The 17,814-nt window shown below is 59.7% G+C and carries 30 protein-coding genes; 19 read left to right on the top strand and 11 right to left on the bottom strand.

Going from position 1 to position 17,814, the window contains the following annotated elements; translation table 11 throughout:
- Window positions 1-4: 4 nt before the first annotated feature.
- From ATE48_RS07625 to ATE48_RS07615, 4 genes are all read right to left on the bottom strand, one after another.
- The gene (locus ATE48_RS07625) at window positions 5-2,140 is read right to left on the bottom strand and encodes an amylo-alpha-1,6-glucosidase (protein ID WP_418219401.1); all 2,136 of its coding nucleotides are present in this window, start codon (window positions 2,138-2,140) and stop codon (window positions 5-7) included.
- Window positions 2,141-2,215: 75 nt separating this feature from the next.
- Window positions 2,216-3,304 carry a glycosyltransferase family 4 protein gene (locus tag ATE48_RS07620; protein ID WP_066769720.1) on the bottom strand — a complete coding sequence of 363 codons (1,089 nt, stop codon included), beginning with the start codon at window positions 3,302-3,304 and terminating at the stop codon, window positions 2,216-2,218.
- 103 nt (window positions 3,305-3,407) lie between these two features.
- Entirely contained in the window at window positions 3,408-3,557 is a 150-nt protein-coding gene (locus ATE48_RS19725; protein ID WP_156767660.1) for a hypothetical protein, read from the bottom strand.
- Window positions 3,554-4,327 carry a sensor histidine kinase gene (locus ATE48_RS07615; protein WP_066769718.1) on the bottom strand — a complete coding sequence of 258 codons (774 nt, stop codon included), beginning with the start codon at window positions 4,325-4,327 and terminating at the stop codon, window positions 3,554-3,556. Before ATE48_RS07615 ends, ATE48_RS19725 begins: the two co-directional genes overlap by 4 nt.
- A 453-nt stretch (window positions 4,328-4,780) precedes the next feature.
- On the opposite strand from ATE48_RS07615, the gene ATE48_RS07610 reads away from it, so the two are divergent.
- From ATE48_RS07610 to ATE48_RS07585, 5 genes are all read left to right on the top strand, one after another.
- Window positions 4,781-5,266, top strand: coding sequence for a hypothetical protein (locus ATE48_RS07610; RefSeq protein ID WP_066769716.1), 486 nt, complete (start codon window positions 4,781-4,783; stop codon window positions 5,264-5,266).
- Between the two features lie 192 nt (window positions 5,267-5,458).
- The gene (locus ATE48_RS07605; RefSeq protein WP_066769715.1) at window positions 5,459-5,698 is read left to right on the top strand and encodes an AbrB/MazE/SpoVT family DNA-binding domain-containing protein; all 240 of its coding nucleotides are present in this window, start codon (window positions 5,459-5,461) and stop codon (window positions 5,696-5,698) included.
- Window positions 5,695-6,093: a PIN domain-containing protein gene (locus tag ATE48_RS07600; RefSeq protein WP_066769710.1), complete on the top strand. Its 399-nt coding sequence runs from the start codon at window positions 5,695-5,697 to the stop codon at window positions 6,091-6,093. The genes ATE48_RS07605 and ATE48_RS07600 overlap by 4 nt, the downstream gene beginning before the upstream one ends.
- A gap of 189 nt (window positions 6,094-6,282) precedes the next feature.
- Window positions 6,283-6,654, top strand: a complete 372-nt coding sequence (locus ATE48_RS07595) for a hypothetical protein (protein ID WP_066769707.1) — start codon at window positions 6,283-6,285, stop codon at window positions 6,652-6,654.
- Window positions 6,655-7,735: 1,081 nt separating this feature from the next.
- A complete protein-coding gene (locus ATE48_RS07585; RefSeq protein WP_066774701.1) occupies window positions 7,736-8,194 on the top strand; it encodes a helix-turn-helix domain-containing protein in 459 nt (152 codons plus the stop codon).
- 20 nt (window positions 8,195-8,214) lie between these two features.
- On the opposite strand, the gene ATE48_RS07580 is transcribed toward ATE48_RS07585, so the two are convergent.
- The gene (locus ATE48_RS07580; protein ID WP_156767659.1) at window positions 8,215-8,478 is read right to left on the bottom strand and encodes a hypothetical protein; all 264 of its coding nucleotides are present in this window, start codon (window positions 8,476-8,478) and stop codon (window positions 8,215-8,217) included.
- A 595-nt stretch (window positions 8,479-9,073) separates the two neighbouring features.
- Here ATE48_RS07580 and ATE48_RS07570 point away from each other — a divergent pair.
- Window positions 9,074-9,274: a hypothetical protein gene (locus ATE48_RS07570; protein ID WP_066769695.1), complete on the top strand. Its 201-nt coding sequence runs from the start codon at window positions 9,074-9,076 to the stop codon at window positions 9,272-9,274.
- Complete coding sequence (locus ATE48_RS07565; protein ID WP_066769692.1) at window positions 9,267-9,554, top strand: hypothetical protein; 288 nt, start codon at window positions 9,267-9,269, stop codon at window positions 9,552-9,554. The genes ATE48_RS07570 and ATE48_RS07565 overlap by 8 nt, the downstream gene beginning before the upstream one ends.
- Window positions 9,555-9,782: 228 nt before the next feature.
- Here the strand turns inward: ATE48_RS07565 and ATE48_RS07560 are convergent, their stop codons facing one another.
- The gene (locus tag ATE48_RS07560) at window positions 9,783-10,004 is read right to left on the bottom strand and encodes a hypothetical protein (protein ID WP_228126845.1); all 222 of its coding nucleotides are present in this window, start codon (window positions 10,002-10,004) and stop codon (window positions 9,783-9,785) included.
- Between the two features lie 318 nt (window positions 10,005-10,322).
- On the opposite strand from ATE48_RS07560, the gene ATE48_RS07555 reads away from it, so the two are divergent.
- From ATE48_RS07555 to ATE48_RS07540, 4 genes are read left to right on the top strand one after another with little or no spacing between them, the layout of a single operon-like run.
- Complete coding sequence (locus ATE48_RS07555) at window positions 10,323-10,529, top strand: cold-shock protein (RefSeq protein WP_066769688.1); 207 nt, start codon at window positions 10,323-10,325, stop codon at window positions 10,527-10,529.
- Window positions 10,530-10,534: 5 nt separating this feature from the next.
- On the top strand, window positions 10,535-10,759 hold the full coding sequence (locus tag ATE48_RS07550) for a hypothetical protein (protein WP_066769686.1): 225 nt from the start codon (window positions 10,535-10,537) through the stop codon (window positions 10,757-10,759).
- Window positions 10,756-11,181, top strand: a complete 426-nt coding sequence (locus ATE48_RS07545) for a fasciclin domain-containing protein (protein WP_066769683.1) — start codon at window positions 10,756-10,758, stop codon at window positions 11,179-11,181. The genes ATE48_RS07550 and ATE48_RS07545 overlap by 4 nt, the downstream gene beginning before the upstream one ends.
- Window positions 11,178-11,387 (top strand): cold-shock protein, encoded by a 210-nt coding sequence (locus tag ATE48_RS07540; RefSeq protein WP_066769680.1) that lies wholly within the window; start codon window positions 11,178-11,180, stop codon window positions 11,385-11,387. The genes ATE48_RS07545 and ATE48_RS07540 overlap by 4 nt, the downstream gene beginning before the upstream one ends.
- Before the next feature lie 57 nt (window positions 11,388-11,444).
- On the opposite strand, the gene ATE48_RS20415 is transcribed toward ATE48_RS07540, so the two are convergent.
- Genes ATE48_RS20415 through ATE48_RS07525 form a run of 3 tightly spaced genes read right to left on the bottom strand, consistent with a single transcriptional unit; the run spans window position 11,445 to window position 12,802 of the window.
- Window positions 11,445-11,717: an ATP-binding protein gene (locus ATE48_RS20415; protein WP_156767887.1), complete on the bottom strand. Its 273-nt coding sequence runs from the start codon at window positions 11,715-11,717 to the stop codon at window positions 11,445-11,447.
- Between the two features lie 6 nt (window positions 11,718-11,723).
- Complete coding sequence (locus ATE48_RS07530; protein WP_066769676.1) at window positions 11,724-12,596, bottom strand: transglutaminase family protein; 873 nt, start codon at window positions 12,594-12,596, stop codon at window positions 11,724-11,726.
- A gap of 17 nt (window positions 12,597-12,613) precedes the next feature.
- Window positions 12,614-12,802: a hypothetical protein gene (locus ATE48_RS07525; RefSeq protein WP_066769671.1), complete on the bottom strand. Its 189-nt coding sequence runs from the start codon at window positions 12,800-12,802 to the stop codon at window positions 12,614-12,616.
- 200 nt (window positions 12,803-13,002) lie between these two features.
- Between ATE48_RS07525 and ATE48_RS07520 the strand changes: the two genes are divergently transcribed.
- From ATE48_RS07520 to ATE48_RS07490, 8 genes are all read left to right on the top strand, one after another.
- The gene (locus ATE48_RS07520) at window positions 13,003-13,212 is read left to right on the top strand and encodes a hypothetical protein (RefSeq protein WP_066769669.1); all 210 of its coding nucleotides are present in this window, start codon (window positions 13,003-13,005) and stop codon (window positions 13,210-13,212) included.
- Window positions 13,209-13,409 carry a hypothetical protein gene (locus tag ATE48_RS07515; protein WP_066769667.1) on the top strand — a complete coding sequence of 67 codons (201 nt, stop codon included), beginning with the start codon at window positions 13,209-13,211 and terminating at the stop codon, window positions 13,407-13,409. The genes ATE48_RS07520 and ATE48_RS07515 overlap by 4 nt, the downstream gene beginning before the upstream one ends.
- A gap of 12 nt (window positions 13,410-13,421) precedes the next feature.
- On the top strand, window positions 13,422-13,871 hold the full coding sequence (locus tag ATE48_RS07510; protein ID WP_066769665.1) for a fasciclin domain-containing protein: 450 nt from the start codon (window positions 13,422-13,424) through the stop codon (window positions 13,869-13,871).
- A complete protein-coding gene (locus ATE48_RS19715) occupies window positions 13,868-14,029 on the top strand; it encodes a hypothetical protein (RefSeq protein ID WP_156767658.1) in 162 nt (53 codons plus the stop codon). Before ATE48_RS07510 ends, ATE48_RS19715 begins: the two co-directional genes overlap by 4 nt.
- A gap of 114 nt (window positions 14,030-14,143) precedes the next feature.
- Window positions 14,144-14,284: a hypothetical protein gene (locus ATE48_RS07505; protein WP_156767657.1), complete on the top strand. Its 141-nt coding sequence runs from the start codon at window positions 14,144-14,146 to the stop codon at window positions 14,282-14,284.
- 137 nt (window positions 14,285-14,421) lie between these two features.
- Window positions 14,422-14,607 carry a hypothetical protein gene (locus ATE48_RS07500; RefSeq protein WP_156767656.1) on the top strand — a complete coding sequence of 62 codons (186 nt, stop codon included), beginning with the start codon at window positions 14,422-14,424 and terminating at the stop codon, window positions 14,605-14,607.
- A gap of 92 nt (window positions 14,608-14,699) precedes the next feature.
- The gene (locus ATE48_RS07495; protein WP_228126844.1) at window positions 14,700-14,894 is read left to right on the top strand and encodes a hypothetical protein; all 195 of its coding nucleotides are present in this window, start codon (window positions 14,700-14,702) and stop codon (window positions 14,892-14,894) included.
- A 462-nt stretch (window positions 14,895-15,356) separates the two neighbouring features.
- Window positions 15,357-15,815: an ATP-binding protein gene (locus ATE48_RS07490; protein WP_228126843.1), complete on the top strand. Its 459-nt coding sequence runs from the start codon at window positions 15,357-15,359 to the stop codon at window positions 15,813-15,815.
- Window positions 15,816-16,505: 690 nt separating this feature from the next.
- Here ATE48_RS07490 and ATE48_RS07485 read toward each other — a convergent pair.
- Window positions 16,506-16,940: a hypothetical protein gene (locus ATE48_RS07485; RefSeq protein ID WP_066769641.1), complete on the bottom strand. Its 435-nt coding sequence runs from the start codon at window positions 16,938-16,940 to the stop codon at window positions 16,506-16,508.
- Between the two features lie 272 nt (window positions 16,941-17,212).
- Window positions 17,213-17,608, bottom strand: coding sequence for a hypothetical protein (locus ATE48_RS07480; protein WP_156767655.1), 396 nt, complete (start codon window positions 17,606-17,608; stop codon window positions 17,213-17,215).
- Window positions 17,609-17,814: the final 206 nt, after the last annotated feature.

Below are 17,814 nucleotides of genomic sequence, written 5' to 3'. Positions count from 1 at the left end.
CGCGCTAGGCTGTTGTGACGACTTCGCACGCTCCCGAGCGGCGGAGAACTTGAACCACTACATCCACGCCAGAACGCTTGAGCGAAACGTCGACGGATCCGTTCGCGTTCGCCAGTCCGCGAAGTACGACGTCGTCTAAGAAAGAAGGCAATGTCGGTCGGTCAAAGCTAATGCGATTGCCGCACGGATCGAAGCGAAGGCCGAGGCACGATTGCATTAACAGGATTGGCGCGGCCGTGGCCCAGGCCTGAGGCGAACATGCGACCGGATAGAAGACCGGTCCAGCGCCGCGTTGACGCGGAAAGCCGCAAAAAAGTTCGGGCAAGCGACGCAGATCCATGTAGGTGGAGGCTTCGAACAATCCCTCGAATATCCGCGCCGCATGCTGGCGGAGCCCATAGCGAGCAAAGCCAGCGGCAATCAGTGCGTTGTCGTGGGGCCAGATCGAGCCGTTATGATAGCTCATTGGGTTGTAGCGTGCTTCCGAGGCCGCGAGCGTGCGGATGCCAAAGCCAGAGAACGACGTCATGAGGGTGCTTGCTACAGTCGCGGCGCGCTCTGCAAGAGCGACGCCCGCGAACAGCGCGTGCCCGGCGTTGGAGCTTCGCACTCGGCATGGGCGCTTCTCGCCGTCCAACGCGAGGACGTAGGTGCCAAGCGCTTCATCGTAGAAGTGCGTGTCGAAGCGGCGGCGCATGGCTTCGGCTCGTGTGCTCAGGTTGCTGGCGCGCGCGGCATCGCCAAATCGGTGCGAGATGGCTGCGGCTGCCCGCCATGCAGCGTAAACGTAAGCCTGCACCTCAACGAGTGCGATAGGGCCCTGTGCGAGCGAGCCGTCGGCGTGCGAAATGGAATCTTGGCTGTCCTTCCAACCTTGGTTGGCCAACCCTTGCTCGGTCTGGCGATGATACTCCACGAAGCCGTCTCGATCGCGATCGCCGTGGACTTCGATCCAGGTCAACGCCGCTTCGATATTCGGCCACAGAAGCTTTAGCGTTTCGATGTCGTCCGTGCGCTCAAGATAGGCGCCTGCCAGCATCACGAACAGCGGCGTGGAATCGACGCTGCCGTAGTAGCGTCGAAACGGCACTTCGCCGAGTTCGGCCATTTCGCCGCGGCGCAGTTCGTGGAGGATCTTGCCGGGCTCCGCATCGGCGCGTTCATCGAAGTCGGTAGCCTGATTGGCGGCCAGGTGTCCAAGGACGCCACGTGCGATGGTCGGATCGAACCACAGCGTTTGCAATGCCGTGATGATGGCGTCGCGCCCGAAAGCGGTGCTGAACCAAGGAATGCCGGCGTAGGGATAGAGTCCTTCCGTCGTTTGCGTGCAGAGCATGTAGAGGTCGGCCACATTGCGTCGCACTGCTTCATTTAGAATCTGGTTCGATGTGGCGATCGAGGCGGCGCGCGACGACGACGCACGCAGGCCTCGGCGCGCGTTGAGGAAGGCGCGAAAGAATGCCCGGCGCGCCGACTGTGTAGCGGGTAGGGCCTCGCACCCGATCTCGACGAAGATCGCCGTGGTTTCGCCGGGAGCGAGGTTGATCTCGTAGTCCGCGCGCCGCGTCGTGAGCGAGGTCGGCGGGGGCTCAAATCTCAGTTGTGTTTCCCGGAGGCGATGATCCAGTCCAGTGTAAGCTAGTGTGACGGTGTCCGCGCTTACTTGCTCCGGCTCGTAGCGACCCCGGCGTTCACGTGTGGCGCCGCGGACCTCGAAGATGTCAGCGAAGTCTGCGGCGAAGGTGAGCGTGATCGTGATGCGCTGTATCTTGCGATCGAAGTTCTTGATTGCGATTCGCTCATAGGCGACTGCGTCCCAGAGCAGGCGAACCCGTCGGATGTGCAGGCGATCGTGCGCGAGAACACAATGTCCCGCGCCGTCGTGAATATCCGGGTTTGAAAGGTCGCAAATCAGAGCAGCATTGTCGTCACGCAGGCCCGAGCTCAGCAACATCGGCCGCGCGCCGTCTATAGAGAGCTGCAGGCGCGACAGATGGCGCGTGTCGGCATGGAAGAGCCCTTCTGGGCTACCCGCGCCAGCGAGAATGTCGCCGTTGTGATCATACACGGCGAACGTGTCGCCGTGTTTGAGGGCGCGCGGCCGTTGCTCCTGAAGTGACGTTTCAGCAGGGATCAGAATAGGGCCGTTGTCTAAGGTGGCCTCATTGCCGTCAGCGTGCGCCTTTTCAACTGCTGTCAATCGCGTCTCCGACTCTCAAAGAGCGAGTGGTGCTGGCGCCGCCGGGCGGCTGGCGGCGATAAATCCGCGTGCATGCGATGAGGCCGCCATGCGCGCATAGATCTCGACATAGTCGCGGGCCATGCGTTCGACGGTGAAGCAGGTCTCAAAGCGCTCGCGCACTCCAACGCGGTCCAAGGTATCGAGCCGCTCAAGCGCCTGAACAGCTTCATCGACATCGTTGACAATGAACCCCGTGACGCCGTCGTCAATCACCTCGGGCACGGAACCTCGACCAAAGGCGATTACCGGAGTTCCACACGCCATTGCTTCGATCATCACTAGGCCAAACGGCTCCTCCCAATCGATTGGGAACACAAGCGCACGGGCGCCGCTCAGGAACTCGGACTTTTGAAGCTCGGTGATTTCTCCGACATATTCGACATTCGCATTCGCACGAACGAGCGGCGCGATGTGTTCGTCCCAATAGGGCTGATCGACCCGGTCGATCTTCGCCGCGATCTTGAGAGGCAGACCGGCGCGCGCAGCGATCTCGATGGCGCGATCAGGCCGTTTTTCGGGTGAAATGCGCCCGAGGAAGGCGAGATAGCCGTCCTTGCGTGGGTTGAACGCAAGCAAGTCGCGCGGCAGACCGTGATAGACATTGCCAATCCAGTTTACTGGCGGCATCGGCAAACGCTGCGCATGAGAAATGGAGACGAGCGGCAGATCGGGAAACGTGGCGTAGAACGGCTTGAGATCCGGTAAGTCGAGCCGCCCATGCAGAGTTGTTACCGTGCGCTGTGCGAACTCGCGCACGACCGGCGCGTGTAGGAGATCGATGTGAAAGTGCAGCACATCGAACTCGTGAGCGCGCTGGGCGACCTTCTCCAGCATGATCATGTGATGAGGCAAGCCATCGATGACACCGGGACTGAGGCGCAGTGCGCGTTCCGAGCATGCATCGAGTTCGGCTGCAGTAATTGAGTCGCCGCTCGCGAACAGCGTTACGTCGTGACCCTGCGCAACAAGTTCTTCGGTGAGGTAGGAGACAACGCGTTCCGTACCGCCATAGAGGGCTGGCGGACAACGCTCGGCCAGTGGAGCGATCTGAGCAATTCTCATCCGAGTGCGCAGCGCGCGTCAGATGGGGGATGTTGCTCGTCCATGCGCGTTTCCTCTGCGTGGGGAACGCACCGCGCCCAAGGGAGTTGCATCGGCGGCTGTCTCACGTGCCGAAGAGCGCGCGGCAAGTCACGAGCGCGAGGATGACGGCCGGGATCACGTAGGGTGGTATGAACCACTTCTTCGTGCCGTCGCTATTCAGTGAAGCAATGCTCTCGGCGGCGGAAGCGGCGTCCGGGGCGGGCGTCGTCATTGGGGACCAAAGGCGCAAAGCAATCTGGACGCTCGCGGGCAAGTCGTAGCTCTGTGCAGTGGCGCCGTCAGCGTGAAGCGGGCGCCGCCCGCGTTTTGCGCGTGGAGGCTTCCGCCGACCTTGGCAATCATGGCTTTGACGAGACGCATTCCATAGCCCTGACCTGCCGCATAATTGTCCGGAAGGCCGTCACCGTCGTCAGCCACCTGTATTTTCAATTGGCCGTTGCTCTCCGCGACAGTGATCGTGACCGAGCCGTTGCGCTCCTGCGGGAATGCGTGACGCAGTGCATTGATGATGAGCTCGTTGACGGCGAGGACGATGGGCTGGGCAAGATCGAGCGCCGTTTTGATCGGCGAGGCGTGTACGATGATCTGGACCGCATCGGAGCCGCCGGTCATCTCCTGGAGCGAGGCGCACATATTCTCAACCAGCGCGCCTAGATCGACGACATCATTGCTCGCATTATTCAGCTGTAGGGCGTCGTGAATACGCGCAACCGTCTGAACGCGCGCCGCAGCTGCGTGCAGCACGTTCCGCGTCGAGGCATTTGACGCCCGCCGCGCTTGCATGCCCAGCAGGCTGGCGACGACTTGGAGGCTGTTTTTGATGCGATGATCGCCCTCGCGAAGCATGAGCTCATATCGCTCCTCCATAGCCTTGTGCTGCTCGCAAAGCTCATTGAGTCGTGCATTCTCCGCCGTCAGGCGCCACATGGTGATCAAGGCCGTATCGACGCGCGGACGACCGTTTTGGTTTTGGTTTCGCATACCCTAGCTCCCGGCTTGCCCAAGTATCGGCTCGGGAAGATCGGGAGTCTGTGCGGGAACCCGCACATTGTCGATTTACACTGCAACTGCCGATCGCGTTCGGTGCGCTCAATACCCTTACATGCCCTGCGTGAGCCGCGTTGCGAGCGGATAAATCGAGTGTCTGATTACGGCGACGGCATGCCGAATTGACGAGCGGGGCCCCAGTGTCTCGATTGGAGCGCGCCTGCCGGTTGGCTGATCAAGCTGTTGCTGGAGCCAATGGCGCCATCATTCTTTTGGGATCTCGTTCAATCGCGAGCAGGCGGGCGCGCGGGAGCGTCCGGAATCGAGCGGCGCTGCTCCCAGTCGCGCAGTGTCGTGAGGGGTAGAGTGCGCATTTGGATACGTTTCCGCCCTACCTTTACCGCAAGATTTGCGCAGCCTAGCCCAGCGAGGTGGAGGTCTTATCTTATGCGCGCGCTTAGCATTGCTCTGCTCTGTCTAGGGCTGGCGGGGTGCTTTTCGTCCAACGGGCCGGTGTTCGCTGAAGATCGCGGTCAATGCCCATTCGTGAGGCCGACGGTCTACGAGGAGATCGATCAAACGCCCTATCGGTTTGTGTTCGAGCGCGATGGCGCCTATTGCAAAGTCACGGATCCGGACGGCGACATAACGCGCGCCTTGTTCATTCCGCTCGGTCGCGATCGCTGGATCGTGCAGGGTGACGAGCCTCAGCCGACTTATATTATCATGCGTCGTAACGGCGAACGCTTAAGCCAATACATGCCGCGCTGCAGGGATTTTTCCGCATCGCGATTGCGGCGCCTTGGTGTTGTCTTTGATGAAGAGCGCGAGCGATGCACCGTGGCTGAAGCGCGTCAAATCGAAACGCTGTTTCGAAGCTGGGGCGGCGGACGTGCTACCGGCGCCTATCGGCTAGCGCGCGAGGCCCCCTAGTTCACCAGCAGCGCCGCCGCCTTCAAGCTGGAGACCGCTCTGTCCAGAGCGGCGGTATTCGGCGAGATCGCGACGTTCTGACGGGGAGGGCGCTGGTGGCGGGAATTGAGCGGGCCGGCCAAATCAACGCCGAGGAGTTGACGACGGGCAAGCTTCCTTACATTACGTCTTACATAAAGTAAGGCAATCAAAATGACCGCAGCCACTCTTACCTCCAAGGGGCAGTTAACGTTGCCCAAGGACGTCCGCGTCGCACTGGGCGTTGGCCCGGGGGATCGCGTCGACTTCGTTCGGATGGAAGATGGAAACTTCGCCGTGATGCCTGCGACGCTGTCTATCAAGAGCCTAAAGGGATTGATCCCTGCGCCGAAGAAGCCCGTCTCGCTCGCGGACATGGACAAGGCGATTGGTCGCGGAGCCAAAGGGGAGTGATCGGCCTCGACACTAATGTCGTTGTGCGGTTTCTCGCTCAGGACGATAAAATACAGTCACCCATAGCAACGCGCCTTATCTCTCGTCTCAATCGGGATCGGCCGGGCTTCATAAGCTCCGTGGTGCTCGCGGAAATCACCTGGGTCCTGTCCCGCGCATACAAGACCTCACGCGAAGACATCGCTAAAGCCGTCGAGGGATTACTACGCTCCGCCGAACTGATCGTGGAAAATCCAGACGCCGCTTATCGGGCCCTTGGCTTGTATCAGACTTCGAATTCCGCAGAGTTTGCAGACGCACTTATTGCCCAACTAGCATTACTGGCCGGCGCAGTGGAAACCGTGACTTTCGACCAAAACGCCGCGTCTGCACTGAGTATGCGCCGCTTACGCTGAGCCCGTGTCAAGGCTGACAGACCCAACGGCAGTCTTCGGCGACAACACGACGTAGCGTGTCGAATGTGAGCTACGGTACGAATTGAGCGCGCCGGCCATTCGGGAAAATGACGTGAAGACGCGTCATGGGACAGCGACGTCTAACGAGTGAACTTCCTATTCCTCCGCGGCGCCGATAGGCTGCGGGGCATGGGGGTAAGGCTTGCGGCTGTTTCGTTCGAGCGCGGTGAGGCGCTTGTCATTAGCGCGACGCTAGATGCGGCAGGCATCCCGAACTGGGTATATTGGTACAATTCGCTTTGTAACATGCCAGAGCGCCTTCTGATCTACGACGGCTTTCAAATTGTCGTTGCTGAAGAAAGCTTTGAAGAAGCGCGTGCGGTCCTGAAAGAAGCGTTGGAAAACCCATGTGGCGATGCCGAGATGCTCGTGGTCCGAGGCGGCTTCCTAGACCGTGTCTTGGGGTTCTTCGCTGGGTTCGTCTTCGCAGGGGGCGCTCCTTTTGCCCTTCGGCGCAGGAGTTGGAGGCGCACACTGGAGGACGGCTTCATATCGAATTAGGACCGCTTTCGGCGACAACACGCCATTGCTGTGTGCGCTAAGCCACTGACTGCAATCGCGAGAGTAGGCCACTCGGGAAAATCCCGGCTATGACGCACGCTGGCCCTAGAAGCGGGCATCCATCGCCAGTGCGGCGTCGCCGAGGAGGACGGTCGGAGGTTCTTTTTCGTAGATTGTGCGATGGCGTACCGCCGGTATGCACTGAACCTGCAATGGTTTGATGCGCGCGCAGGAAACCCCAGACCGCTCACGCACCCTGCGTCGTCTAGAGGACGGCTCCCTTGTCCGCCCAGGGAGCCGTTTTCTCCTGTGACGCAAACTCCGATCAGCGTTATTCGAAACAGCGCCTATGAACTTGCCGACACCGGCAAGTTTCATTTCTGGACGGAGGTGCGCTCTCCTCAAGAAGGTCGCGACGCCTTTCTGGTGCGATTGCTTTGACGGATATTTCAAATTCCGGCGACGACAGCGTATGAGCACCGCGAAGAACAAACTCTGAATGTTCCCGCGCGTAGGGAAGCATCAAAGAAAGTCTCTGCTCGCTTCGTTGCGAGCATGCTGCCCATGCTACGTCCGCTGGCGGGGTATCGACCGCTCGCTGTTTATGGGAGCGACTGTCCCGATTGGAGCGACCCGGACCCTGGAATCATGTAACAGAGAACTCATGCCTTGGTTCGAGATCATTTATTCTGAGGATGTTTCCAGCAAGGCGTTGTCTTCAAACAAGGTGGCAGCGCGGGATCGAACGGAAGCCGCCGCCACCGCCATGAGGGGTTTCGCGAACGCGCGGACAACGCACGGTGCGAAGTGTTTTCGCGTCATTGATGGCTTGGGCATGGTTGTGGCCCGGGGCCCCAAAGGGATTTCAAAGACGTAGTCGAGATGGCGCCGCGAATGACGCATCCCGGCGAGGTTACGCCGCACGCGGCACGGAGCGCGAGCGGTTGGACTGGAGCGAGCAGGCCACTCGCTGGAACCGCCGCCAGGGTGCGGGGCGGCGTGAAAATTTTCACAGACTTGCGTTGCATCAAGTCGGAAATACTGCGGGGCTGACAAAAGACCCAAGTACATGGAGCTAGAAATGCTCGCCGACCTCACTGCCGCGCACATCGAGGCTGGGCCGACAGAAATTGACGTAAGCATTGGGCGCAAACTGAGGCGCCGACGCAGGATCCTGGGGCTTACGCAGGCAGAGGTGGCGAACGCCATCGGCGTTCAGCACCAGCAAATTCAGAAATATGAATGCGCCGCTACCCGCATGTCCGCGGCCAGACTTTATGAACTTTCCCGCGCCCTCGATGTTCCCATAAATTACTTTTACGAGGGTTTGAGTCTGAGAGGCGTAGGCACGTCGGCAATCTCGTCGTCGGCGCAATCGCTTTCTCACGAAGACCTAGCAAAGAGCCAAGTCCTTGAGCTCATTCGCGCTTCCTCTAAAATTCCTGATCGTGCGCGTCGGACGCTTTTGGAGTTTGCTCGCTCGCTTGAAGAAAGCGTTGCAGCGGAGGATATCTGCTCGCAGGAGCGCTGCCAAACTTAGGATGAGACGGCGTTCTGCCCTCACGGGAGGAACCGCTCGCAGTCCTGCGCGAGTATACGCCAATCGTCATCATGGTCCTCGACCCTGCTGTTGGCCCAAAGCCTCAACTTGAATCGAAGCGCGACGACATCCGGGGCAGGCTCACTCAGCGCTCGCTGCTCAATTTGCGCGAGTTCACCAAGCACGATGTCTACTTCGTCTTCCAATTCAGCGCCTTCCTTGGCGGCTTTGGCGGCGAGTTCGTAGCGGCGCATCGCTTCGGTGTGTGCAGCAATCAGCTGCACCCACGTGGAAGACGCCTTCGAAGGAGTTGATCGATAAGGTTGATTGTCCAATGCCAGCCTCGCTCTGCCCGCCATTTCATGGCTCATGAGACTACGTTCGCGCCGCCCAGGCATTCCGATCATTTTGTGGCCGTGAGTCATCCGACACCAATGGCCTCGCAGGTGAAGGCGAACCAAAAATCTCCTGCTGTGCCAATGACAACGCCCTCTTAGCGCACCGCTTTTCTCGTCGCTTTGGCACGGTTCATAACGATAATTTTAAGTTGCGAGATGGAGGGTTCTTGGTCGAATGGCTGCAATCGGCGAACTTGAGCGGTCCACGCGGGCATGGCGCCAGCGGCGGCAATTGAGAGCGAGTAGGCCGGTCCCAGAATTTCTCTCGACGATACGCGCTGGCTCATTCAGGACTCGGACGGGCGCCAAGAGGGGGCAGGTTGACGCTCTTGGTGTGATCAACTCGCTCGGGATGAGGCGCTCGGCTTACCACCTTTAACCGCCATGGCTGCTTGATACTGCGGTACGAATACCCATTTAGATATAATAGGGTCCCGCGCGGCGTGCGCAGCGGCCCGATTTCCTGACAAAGAGGTTTCTCATGGCGCAGACAAAGTTCAGCGCGGGGCAGCGTGTGTCCGTTATGCGCTCTGGCGCTTTCTCAGCGCCGTCCGGCGCCTATCGCATCGTCCAGCCGCTGCCTCACGACCGCGGCGCACAGCAATATCGCGTCAGGAATGATGCGGAAGCCTACGATCGTATCCTTGATGAAGCGCGCCTTGAGGCCGTTTCTTATGATTAGTTCAAGAGGCGCATATGTCGGCCCGGCGCTAGAGCCGCGCGTGATCGGCAAAACCCTGAAGTACAAGCTTGAGCAAGAACATCTGCTGCGCCGTTTAGCTAGTGCTCTGGTGCTTCAGTGGGATGAATTACCGGATGCCTTGCAGGATCTGATTATCGACCAAGCGGCGCTGGTCGAGGACCGTGAGGGCGGCGCCAGCGAGGCGCGCGATATCGAAAACTTTGTTCGTGGCGCCAAAACCTGCGCGCTAACCAAGATGCCGGCTGACCAACGCGGGTGAGAAAGTTCGCCGACCTGGCTCAGTTGGTCTGGACCAAGGATGCGGTCGGTTGCAGGTCCTTGTCTTCAGCTTCGAAGTCGAGCCGATGACGGCCGCGCCATTCGCCTAGCATTCGTCCGCACGGACAATGCGCGTGCGTTTTCGGCCGCGGGGAGTTCGAGCGCGCCGCGCAAGTAGCGGAGGCCGCATGCACAATCTGGAACTACGTCAGCCAAACATTCGCTCATTTCACGCGGCTTTGACGGGATGAACGCGCAGCACGCGCGAAAGCGCCGCGTCGAGATCGAAGCCGCTGATCGGAGCCAGCATATTGTCCATGGCGCGAAGCAAAACGCGGTGCACGACCCAGCGCGCCTCGTTGGCGTCGTCGAGTTGGTGCATGGCGAGGCCAATAAGTCGGTCAGTGTGAGCGACGGCGCTGAGGCGCCAATGGTCTGTGGTTGAGGGCATCGGGATGAGCCTTTCGATGAACGGGCTCAAAGTCGCGCGCATTCGCGGCCAGAAGTCTCGTCGTGCTATGAATGAGGCGAAGACCCTAACACTTGTGCCGGTGCACGACCCCATAAATTCGGCATTTTGTGCTGTGACTGCGAAAGCGGGCGCGTTCCATGGACTTTTGAGCCTTAAGCGCCTATATCTTTTTCATCGATCCTCGTCGCGTCACGCTTTGATCCCTCGCTGTCGCGCCGGTTATTTGCAGTCTCCTTCGAAAAATCGCCGCTCGTCGTGGAATGTCCACGCGGGCCATCTGAATTTGGAGACGTCAAAATGACTGTCGGCACCGTTAAGTTTTTCAATTCCGCCAAAGGCTTTGGTTTCATCGCGCCAGAAGGCGGGGCCAAGGACGTGTTTGTCCACGTTTCGGCCGTCGAGCGCGCTGGTCTAAGCGGCCTGGCCGACGGCCAGCGCGTTTCGTTCGATCTTGAACGCGATCGCCAGGGCCGCGATTCGGCGACCAATCTCAAGACCGAGTAGTCGTCGTGACGATCGGTGATCGCATCCCCGATCTCTCAGACAATGAGCTGGAGAGCCTGTACGCGAACGCTGTTCGTTTGAAGGACCCAGTTTCCGCCATCCAACGGCAGCAAGCCGAAGAGCTGCTGCCGTTGCTTGGTTTTGCGCGGGAGGAGAGGCCGCTCGCGCTCATCGCCACGCAAGTGGAGGCGCGGCGCGCAACTGCGCGCGGCAAGAAAGCAAGCACATGATTATGATGACAAACGCGATCGAAGCGGCCGGTTTCAGCGTTTTCGCGCGCATGCTGCGCACGAGCCCGTTTGGCGATTTGCTGCAGAGCGGCGGGCCCTACACGATTTTCGCACCGACCGATGCAGCGTTCTCAAAATTTCCGCTCGGCGCGTTCAGAACTTTGATGGAAGCCGATGAACAATTGCTCCGATCGGTCGCCGGCTATCACTTCGCGGCTGGAAAAGTTGTGTCGGCGCGGTTTGTTGGCAAACGCATCCGTGCGGTGACCTACAGCGGCCAAAGCCTCATCATTGACGGTCGCGATGGTCTGCGCGTCAATGCGGCGATCATAGCACAACCGGATGTACTGATCGGCGCCTGCGTCGTGCATGGTATCGATGGTGTCTTGTGGCCACGCGAACCGGAAGCCCTCGCCCGATGAACGGCGCCGTGAAGTCTTATGATGCGCGCCGGGGCATGGGTGAACTCACACGTGACGATGGCGGCGGCGACATCGCTGTTTATGTAAGTGAAGTCGAACGCGCCGGACTTTCTGATCTTGCGGTCGGTCAGCGATTTAGCTTCAGCGTGCAGACAGACCGCATGCGAAAGCGCAGTTTCGCCGTGCGCTTGGAATTATTGCGCTGAACGCTCAAGCGGGAACACGCAGCACAATGGGGGTCTCGCCCTCGACGGACGGGGCAATCAGGCCGCCAGCGTGGGCGCGGGCGATTTCAGAACCGATGTAGAGACCCAAGCCCAATCCGTGCTGACTGGGACGAACCTCGCCGCGAAAGACGGGTTGAAAGAGGTTTTGTACGCGGCTTCAGGGATCGGGGCGCCCGTGTTGGTGACCGAGATGGCCAGTTCGTCGTCTTCGTGAGGCGCCCGAACGCGAGTGGCGGTTGCCGGGTCCCCGTGCATGATGGCGTTTCCAATCAGATTGGACAGCAATTGCGCGAGGCGTGAGACGTCGATGTTGTGTCAGCTCTGAGACGAGATCACCGAGACCTCGACACTTAGTCCGATGAAGTCGTCAGGCGCGCCGACGAATGCGCCGGAAATGGGTGAGGTCTGGGTAATGGCGCGCGCCACAGCTATTGGGATGAGGTTGGCTCCGCCAAACGTTCGATTGGTAGGGTCGAAAACGATCCAGCCGGCGCCGGGAAGATAGATTTCCGCCCAAGCGTGGGTCGATCCAGCGCCTCGCGCGGGTGTGAGCGCCTGTCCGGAATCGTACACATAGCCAGATACGATCCGCGCTCCGAATCCGAGCGTGCGCGCGGCCTCAACGAACAGCACCGCGAAGTCGCGGCACGTGCCCCAGCCGCGCGCGATCGTCTCTAGCGGCTCTTGTGTGCGCTCGTCCTCGCGGCTTTGATAAGAAATCCCCGCCGAAATTCCCGTATTGAGGTCTTTCAGCAACGACAGCGTGTCGGTCTGAGCGCCGTGTACGAATGTTTGCGCCCAAGCCTGCAAACGCCCTTCCAGATCGGGATATTGCGGGCTCAGGAGTGCGCCAAGATCCATGCATTCGTCCGGCGTGTACGCGAACGGATATTGGTGCGCGGACACCGCGATAGGAAAAATCGGCCACTCCGGAGCGTATTGCTCGACCGCGAAAGTGCTTGCGATCGTAAGCGTGTCTGCAGGTTCGGCGAACGTGGCATGAGCCAACGAATTGCCGAACACGTCGTGGGACCACGTAAGCGCTGCTGAGGGCGTGCAGACAAGCTCGGCTGAGATCAAACGCAGATCGTGACTGTCCCTCGGGCGAAGCATCAGTCGATGCGGGCCAATCGTGACGGCGCGTCGATAGCGGTAGGTTGTGGCGTGTCGAACCTGCAAGACAGACATCGGCTAGGTCAAATTCTTCAGGTTACTTGCGTAAGCGCGGCGACGACGCTTGCGATCGAGCCTTGAACTGTTTCCGTGGCTGCGATTCCGCGAAACAGAATGATGGTCTTGCCGTGGGAGTCACGCACCGCAGCGACCTCGTCAGGATTGATATGCACTTCGATTTTCGGATCGGTGGCAGAATTGAACTTTACGAACCTTGTCATGCCTTCTCCTTAAGAATCAGCAGACGTCCTTCATGGGCGCGAACTGCCCGAACGCGTGAGATAAATCGCGCAATCGTCTGCGGGCTGTGTTAGGGTGTCTCTCATCAGCAAACAGAACCAGCGCTTTTTGGCGACCCCTGAGGGTCGCCCGCACATGCGCGCCTTCCGGTTCAGGTGCTTGCCCGACGGGAGCGTTAAGGATGGCCTTTATCGTGAATTCATCGCCGGGCGCGGGACTTCGCTTCGAGGCGAGCAACACGCTGACAGACATAAAAGCTGCGCTCGAGTGGGCGGCTGGGCTGTCGCGGCGCGGCATGCGCCTAATCCGCATTCGCGACACCGACACCGGCCGCATTTTCGACGAGCGCCAGCTACGCGAAGAGATCAAGCGCCTGCAAGGGGCGGCGTGAGCAAGTTCGCGCTATTTCAAGCGGCGAGCGCCGCCGATAAAGCCTGGATGATCGAGATTGCTCGCATTTTCGGCGATCGCGAAGCGGGCCTCGCGCGCTTTCACGGCCGCGCAACTGGCGAACCTGGTTCGCAGTTGCGCGTCCTTTACCAAGGCTATGTGAGGACACGCGACGCTTACAATGCAGCGCTGAGATAGGGGCGCTCAGAAATGGCTCGACTATCTGTCGTGAGTGTTGCCGATCGCGCGGGATTTTACACTTTCGCCGCGGCGCTGCGCTCCAGCGACTATTATGACGCGCTTGAAGCGGACGGTCCTTTCACTGTGTTTGCCCCCACCGACGCGGCTTTTAACGCGATGTCGTCGGTGGCGCTCGATAGCTTCCTGCATCGTGATCGCGCCAAGCTTCAACAGGTATTGGGCTATCACTTCGCCCCGGGCCGCGTTGTTGCAGCGCGATTTGCCAGCAAGCGCATTCGAGCGACCATGCGAACAGGTGGCGAGGTTCTCATTGATGGCCGCAATGGCCTGAAGGCGAATGGGGCGCGTGTCATCAAGCCCGATCTGGAAGCCGCAAACGGCGTCGTTCACGGCATCGACGCTCTATTGTGGCCGCGAGAAGCGAGCGACAGCTTGGGCGCTGCGATCGCAATTCGATGAGCCCGTTAGCCGACAGCGGCTGCTACAAACACTGGCATCAAGTCGCTTACGCGCTGCTCGCCGAAGGTTTTGAATCAGCGCTCATCAAGCGCCTCGTCGGTGACGCTTTCGCGGTGATGATGCTCTCGCGCTGCTGCACGCAGGCGCATGCAAGTTGACGCATGTTATGCGCCGCCAAACCGTGCAATTCGGTCAAGCGCCATTGTAATGGCGCCACCGGATCGCCACCTACAATGAGTCAGAGTCTTCTGACGTTTTCCAAGAGATTTGATATGAGCAACGAGCCCAAGGCGGCGCCGCAGGCGCCTGCGAACGCGCCCGCGCAACAGCCCGACAAGGTTTCAGCCGACACCAAGCAATCAGCCGCGCCCGCGCCGGCGGCGGCCCCGGTCGCTGAACCCAAGAAGAGCTAAGCACGATCGCGCTGGACGAGTGCATGACTGCACTCGTCCGGTGAGACGTCGCGGCCAGCAAGGTCGCAACACGTATGCCGCACATGCCAGCCCGATGCGAAGGCTTCGCGCATGCTGAAATCCGCGGAGCGGATCACATGAACTACTCAATCCGATATTTGAACGAGCGCGGCGTCACCGAGCGCTCGGAGTTTCTTCCATTCGAAACCGATGCGGCCGCGGGCGATCACGCGCAAGGCGACAAAGACCGCCACTTCATCGTGGAAATCTGGAAGGGCGACAGCCTGCTTACCCGGACTTTCCGCGACGCGCCGAAGAACTAGTGGCTCCGGCGTACATCGATTGGTTTCCGATCGAGGCGCGTTCGCATGCGTCAAGTGTTGATTAGCCCATGCTTTTGCGGATGGAGATGAAAATGCCAATTCCGGGTGAACAATTGGGCTCGGGGTGGGGCGTTATGCGTCTTTCGCCCTGGCATCTTGCGGGCGTCTTTGTGACCAGTCCTGAAGCTGAGCAGTACGCGCTGACATTGGGCGTGTCTTACGTCGTGCGCTATGGCGATCATGAAAAGAACACTTCTGCATTCTCGTTCGTAGCCGCTCCAGACTGAGACTCCGGCAAGATAGCGCAGCAGCTTTCCTCGGGAGAAGGTAGCGCCGACGGCGCTGGCGAGCCCTGACAGCGTTCGAGCGAGGAATACAATCCGATATACGATAGAATATCTCGCGGGCGTTGAGGCCAAGCGCCTCGTGTGCAGCACAGTCTTCAGTGATGCGTCTCTTGCCGCTGCCATTCTTACAGCTCGCGCTGGAACTAATCTTGCCCGCACGCGACATAGAGCCAACGGCGTTCAGATTCGGGATAAGTTGCAATGCAACCGCGTTGTGACCAGCGAGTCGTTCTGGTGCTTTGCTGCTTAATCTGACGCCTGCATCGCCCCAAAAGCGGACGCCGAAGTGCGGGCAAGCACTTGCTAAGGCTCGTCAATGACATTCTGCAACATGCCCGCATAGATGCGAAAAGCGACACGCTCTGTTTGGAGGAGGTCAAGGTCGCTGGGGCTGTTTCTGAGGTGTACGACGTTATCAGGCCTTTGGCGCATGCGAATGGCAACACATTGGTTGTATCGACGGGCCTTGACGACGCTTGCGTTTCTGCTGACCCCAAGCTGCTCATGCAATGCTTGGTAAATCTTGCTGGAAACGCAGCGAAATTCACAAAGAACGGTAATATTGAGCTTAGGACCCGGCGCGAGAGCGCGGGTGATCAGGACTTTATTGCGTTTGATGTTGTCGATACGGGTATCGGAATCGAACCCGAGGCGATGGCTCGCCTATTCTCGCCATTCCAGCAAGCTAACGAAGCAATAGCGCGCGAGTATGGTGGGGCAGGGTTGGGACTCTCGATTACCAGAAAACTAGCCCGCTCGATGGGCGGCGAGGTCGAGGTGACAAGTGCGCCCGGGGCCGGTTCGAAGTTCACCTTGTTGCTTCCGGCCGCGCTCACCCCAGCAATTCGCCAAGCGGCCTGAGTGGGTTTCACCGCAGGAAACTATGCGGTGGACGAGTGTCTGCAGTGCCGCGAGGTTTGGCTTTCGAAGCGACCGGCGCCGGCGATGACCTGCCTGAGTGTGCGCACGATGACCAATGGCTCGACTTGAGCGAGTCCGCCGTTCATGAATTATTGCGATGGTCAGATTGGATAAGCGCTAACGCCGCATTGAGATATTTGAATGCGGTTAGGCGTCACCTCACTCTCTCAATGGCGTACAAAGCCAGATCAGTCGTTTTCGCTGACCCGAACTCTGGAGCACTTCGAACGCTTCGATGAAGCCCTGGCGCCTCAGTGCGACTTCAATGGCGTGGCACGTAGCAAAGTCACCGGTCTCGGCTAAACGCTCGGCGCGGCGCACGATGTAGGACCTTCTCGATTCTTGGACTTCCCTCGGCATCTCACAATCTCTCTGTTCCCGATCGCAACATGAGGGCACAAGAAAATCTGTACGTTGCCGGACATTGGCGCCCTCAAGCGGCCTCCAAATTGTGGTTCGCATCGCCGAAATACGCTTACCGGCGCGCTCGCGCCTTAGCTCACGCAACATGACCACCGACTGGAATTGAGCGACCAAGCCCGTCGTGAAATGTACCAGCGGGCGGGCGATGGTCCGATTAGGACGTTCGTGTGAGAAGAGATCTGCTCCGTGGAGCGTGAACGCGAACGCTCAAAACGCGTGGGATAGCGCCCATCCCGGCGCATCTTCGTCATCGAGCGGCTTCGGCCGTCGTGTCTTTCGCGCTCTGATTTGCCGCGCGGCGCCGCGCCGCAACCATGCGGAAACACGCGCGCGCATGTCGCGCCATGCGGTTGCAATGGTTGCCGCGATCGTCGCAGCTGTCGTCACTAACACTGCGTCGACATACAACGACAAGTTCGCAGCCATGGCGAGAAGCTCTGCGGCGCCGAACGCCGCGATGAATTCGCCGGCCGTGAGGAACAGGACTGCGGTCACAAACAGCAAAATGATGTCGCGCCGTTTGAACTTCGAGAGCCATTCAAGGGGCTGTTCAACCAAGACCTTGTTGAGCCACTGAGCCGTCGTCGTTTCAGGGAAGCCCCGAATAATCACAATGCAGAGCGCCAATAAGCCTAGGATCATCGCGGAACTCCTACGCGCCGCAGATGGTTAGCCTGCTCGGCCCTGCCAAGGGGCTAAGGGTCCACCGGCGCGTCCTGGTTTCATTGAAGGTCCGTCTAACGGCGCTCGCTTCTCCATTCGTTATACCGACTTCGCTTTCATTAGATCACTCTCCCAGCGAGCTCAGGCTAATCCACGAAGTGCGGGCGTATTGGTTTGTAGACGTACTGCAGAGTCAGACGTCCGGATGCGGGCCGGCCCACGCCTAAGAGCGGGGCGCGATTGGTGCAAACTTATCCCTCTGGATCAGGCTCGGGGGCATTGTCGACGCACCACGCTGAGGCGCCATCACGCTGAGCAGCAGACGTCGAGCTCAGCGGATTGACGGAGCTCGCGATAAGTTGCTCCACCTCGACGTCACTCATGTGACCGTCGATCCGCATCGCGGCCTGCCACTGGTCCGCGGCCTGCTGCATAATGGGCGCATCGCGCCCTGCCGGCGTGACGTTGGCCTGAATGCTAAGCCCCAGATAGACGACACACTCAGCGCCGCGCGCCGAGAGTTCGGCCTGCGGAAAGCCGCTCGGTAAAGAGGTGGCTGCGCTGTTCGCAGATTCGTTGTCTTCCCCGCCACTCGGACCGCACGCAGCGAGCCCCAGCAATGCGCCAACCAACGTCACGTATCGCAAATCAAACGCCCCTCGTCCGAACGACAAACATCCAAAACTACGATGAGGGTGGATGCCCGTCCATCGGGAAGGTGGGTGATGGCCCACTCGGAGCATGGTCGCGATGCTAGGGCATTGCCGAGACTCTTCTGATGACAGCGTTCTGCAGGCTGAACGCTCCGAGTCCGGCGAGATTAGGCCGGTCGGCCGTCACTGACGCGAGCGTC

Origin of the sequence: Candidatus Viadribacter manganicus (assembly GCF_001679665.1) — a bacterium.
GTDB classification, from domain to species: domain Bacteria; phylum Pseudomonadota; class Alphaproteobacteria; order Caulobacterales; family Aquidulcibacteraceae; genus Vitreimonas; species Vitreimonas manganica.
This window is presented reverse-complemented; position numbering and strand designations above follow the sequence as displayed.

Bases quoted from the DNA above. Each gene is read 5' to 3' on its own strand.
- ATE48_RS07530 (WP_066769676.1), bottom strand. From the start codon at position 12,596: ATGTCTGTCTTGCAGGTTCGACACGCCACAACCTACCGCTATCGACGC.
- ATE48_RS07540 (WP_066769680.1), top strand. From the start codon at position 11,178: ATGAACGGCGCCGTGAAGTCTTATGATGCGCGCCGGGGCATGGGTGAA.
- ATE48_RS07610 (WP_066769716.1), top strand. From the start codon at position 4,781: ATGCGCGCGCTTAGCATTGCTCTGCTCTGTCTAGGGCTGGCGGGGTGC.
- ATE48_RS07545 (WP_066769683.1), top strand. From the start codon at position 10,756: ATGATTATGATGACAAACGCGATCGAAGCGGCCGGTTTCAGCGTTTTC.
- ATE48_RS07560 (WP_228126845.1), bottom strand. From the start codon at position 10,004: ATGCCCTCAACCACAGACCATTGGCGCCTCAGCGCCGTCGCTCACACT.
- ATE48_RS19715 (WP_156767658.1), top strand. From the start codon at position 13,868: ATGAGCCCGTTAGCCGACAGCGGCTGCTACAAACACTGGCATCAAGTC.
- ATE48_RS07615 (WP_066769718.1), bottom strand. From the start codon at position 4,327: ATGCGAAACCAAAACCAAAACGGTCGTCCGCGCGTCGATACGGCCTTG.
- ATE48_RS07555 (WP_066769688.1), top strand. From the start codon at position 10,323: ATGACTGTCGGCACCGTTAAGTTTTTCAATTCCGCCAAAGGCTTTGGT.
- ATE48_RS07525 (WP_066769671.1), bottom strand. From the start codon at position 12,802: ATGACAAGGTTCGTAAAGTTCAATTCTGCCACCGATCCGAAAATCGAA.
- ATE48_RS07605 (WP_066769715.1), top strand. From the start codon at position 5,459: ATGACCGCAGCCACTCTTACCTCCAAGGGGCAGTTAACGTTGCCCAAG.
- ATE48_RS07520 (WP_066769669.1), top strand. From the start codon at position 13,003: ATGGCCTTTATCGTGAATTCATCGCCGGGCGCGGGACTTCGCTTCGAG.
- ATE48_RS07510 (WP_066769665.1), top strand. From the start codon at position 13,422: ATGGCTCGACTATCTGTCGTGAGTGTTGCCGATCGCGCGGGATTTTAC.
- ATE48_RS07565 (WP_066769692.1), top strand. From the start codon at position 9,267: ATGATTAGTTCAAGAGGCGCATATGTCGGCCCGGCGCTAGAGCCGCGC.
- ATE48_RS07595 (WP_066769707.1), top strand. From the start codon at position 6,283: ATGGGGGTAAGGCTTGCGGCTGTTTCGTTCGAGCGCGGTGAGGCGCTT.
- ATE48_RS07485 (WP_066769641.1), bottom strand. From the start codon at position 16,940: ATGATCCTAGGCTTATTGGCGCTCTGCATTGTGATTATTCGGGGCTTC.
- ATE48_RS07585 (WP_066774701.1), top strand. From the start codon at position 7,736: ATGCTCGCCGACCTCACTGCCGCGCACATCGAGGCTGGGCCGACAGAA.
- ATE48_RS07500 (WP_156767656.1), top strand. From the start codon at position 14,422: ATGAACTACTCAATCCGATATTTGAACGAGCGCGGCGTCACCGAGCGC.
- ATE48_RS07505 (WP_156767657.1), top strand. From the start codon at position 14,144: ATGAGCAACGAGCCCAAGGCGGCGCCGCAGGCGCCTGCGAACGCGCCC.
- ATE48_RS07570 (WP_066769695.1), top strand. From the start codon at position 9,074: ATGGCGCAGACAAAGTTCAGCGCGGGGCAGCGTGTGTCCGTTATGCGC.
- ATE48_RS07495 (WP_228126844.1), top strand. From the start codon at position 14,700: ATGCCAATTCCGGGTGAACAATTGGGCTCGGGGTGGGGCGTTATGCGT.
- ATE48_RS07620 (WP_066769720.1), bottom strand. From the start codon at position 3,304: ATGAGAATTGCTCAGATCGCTCCACTGGCCGAGCGTTGTCCGCCAGCC.
- ATE48_RS19725 (WP_156767660.1), bottom strand. From the start codon at position 3,557: ATGACGACGCCCGCCCCGGACGCCGCTTCCGCCGCCGAGAGCATTGCT.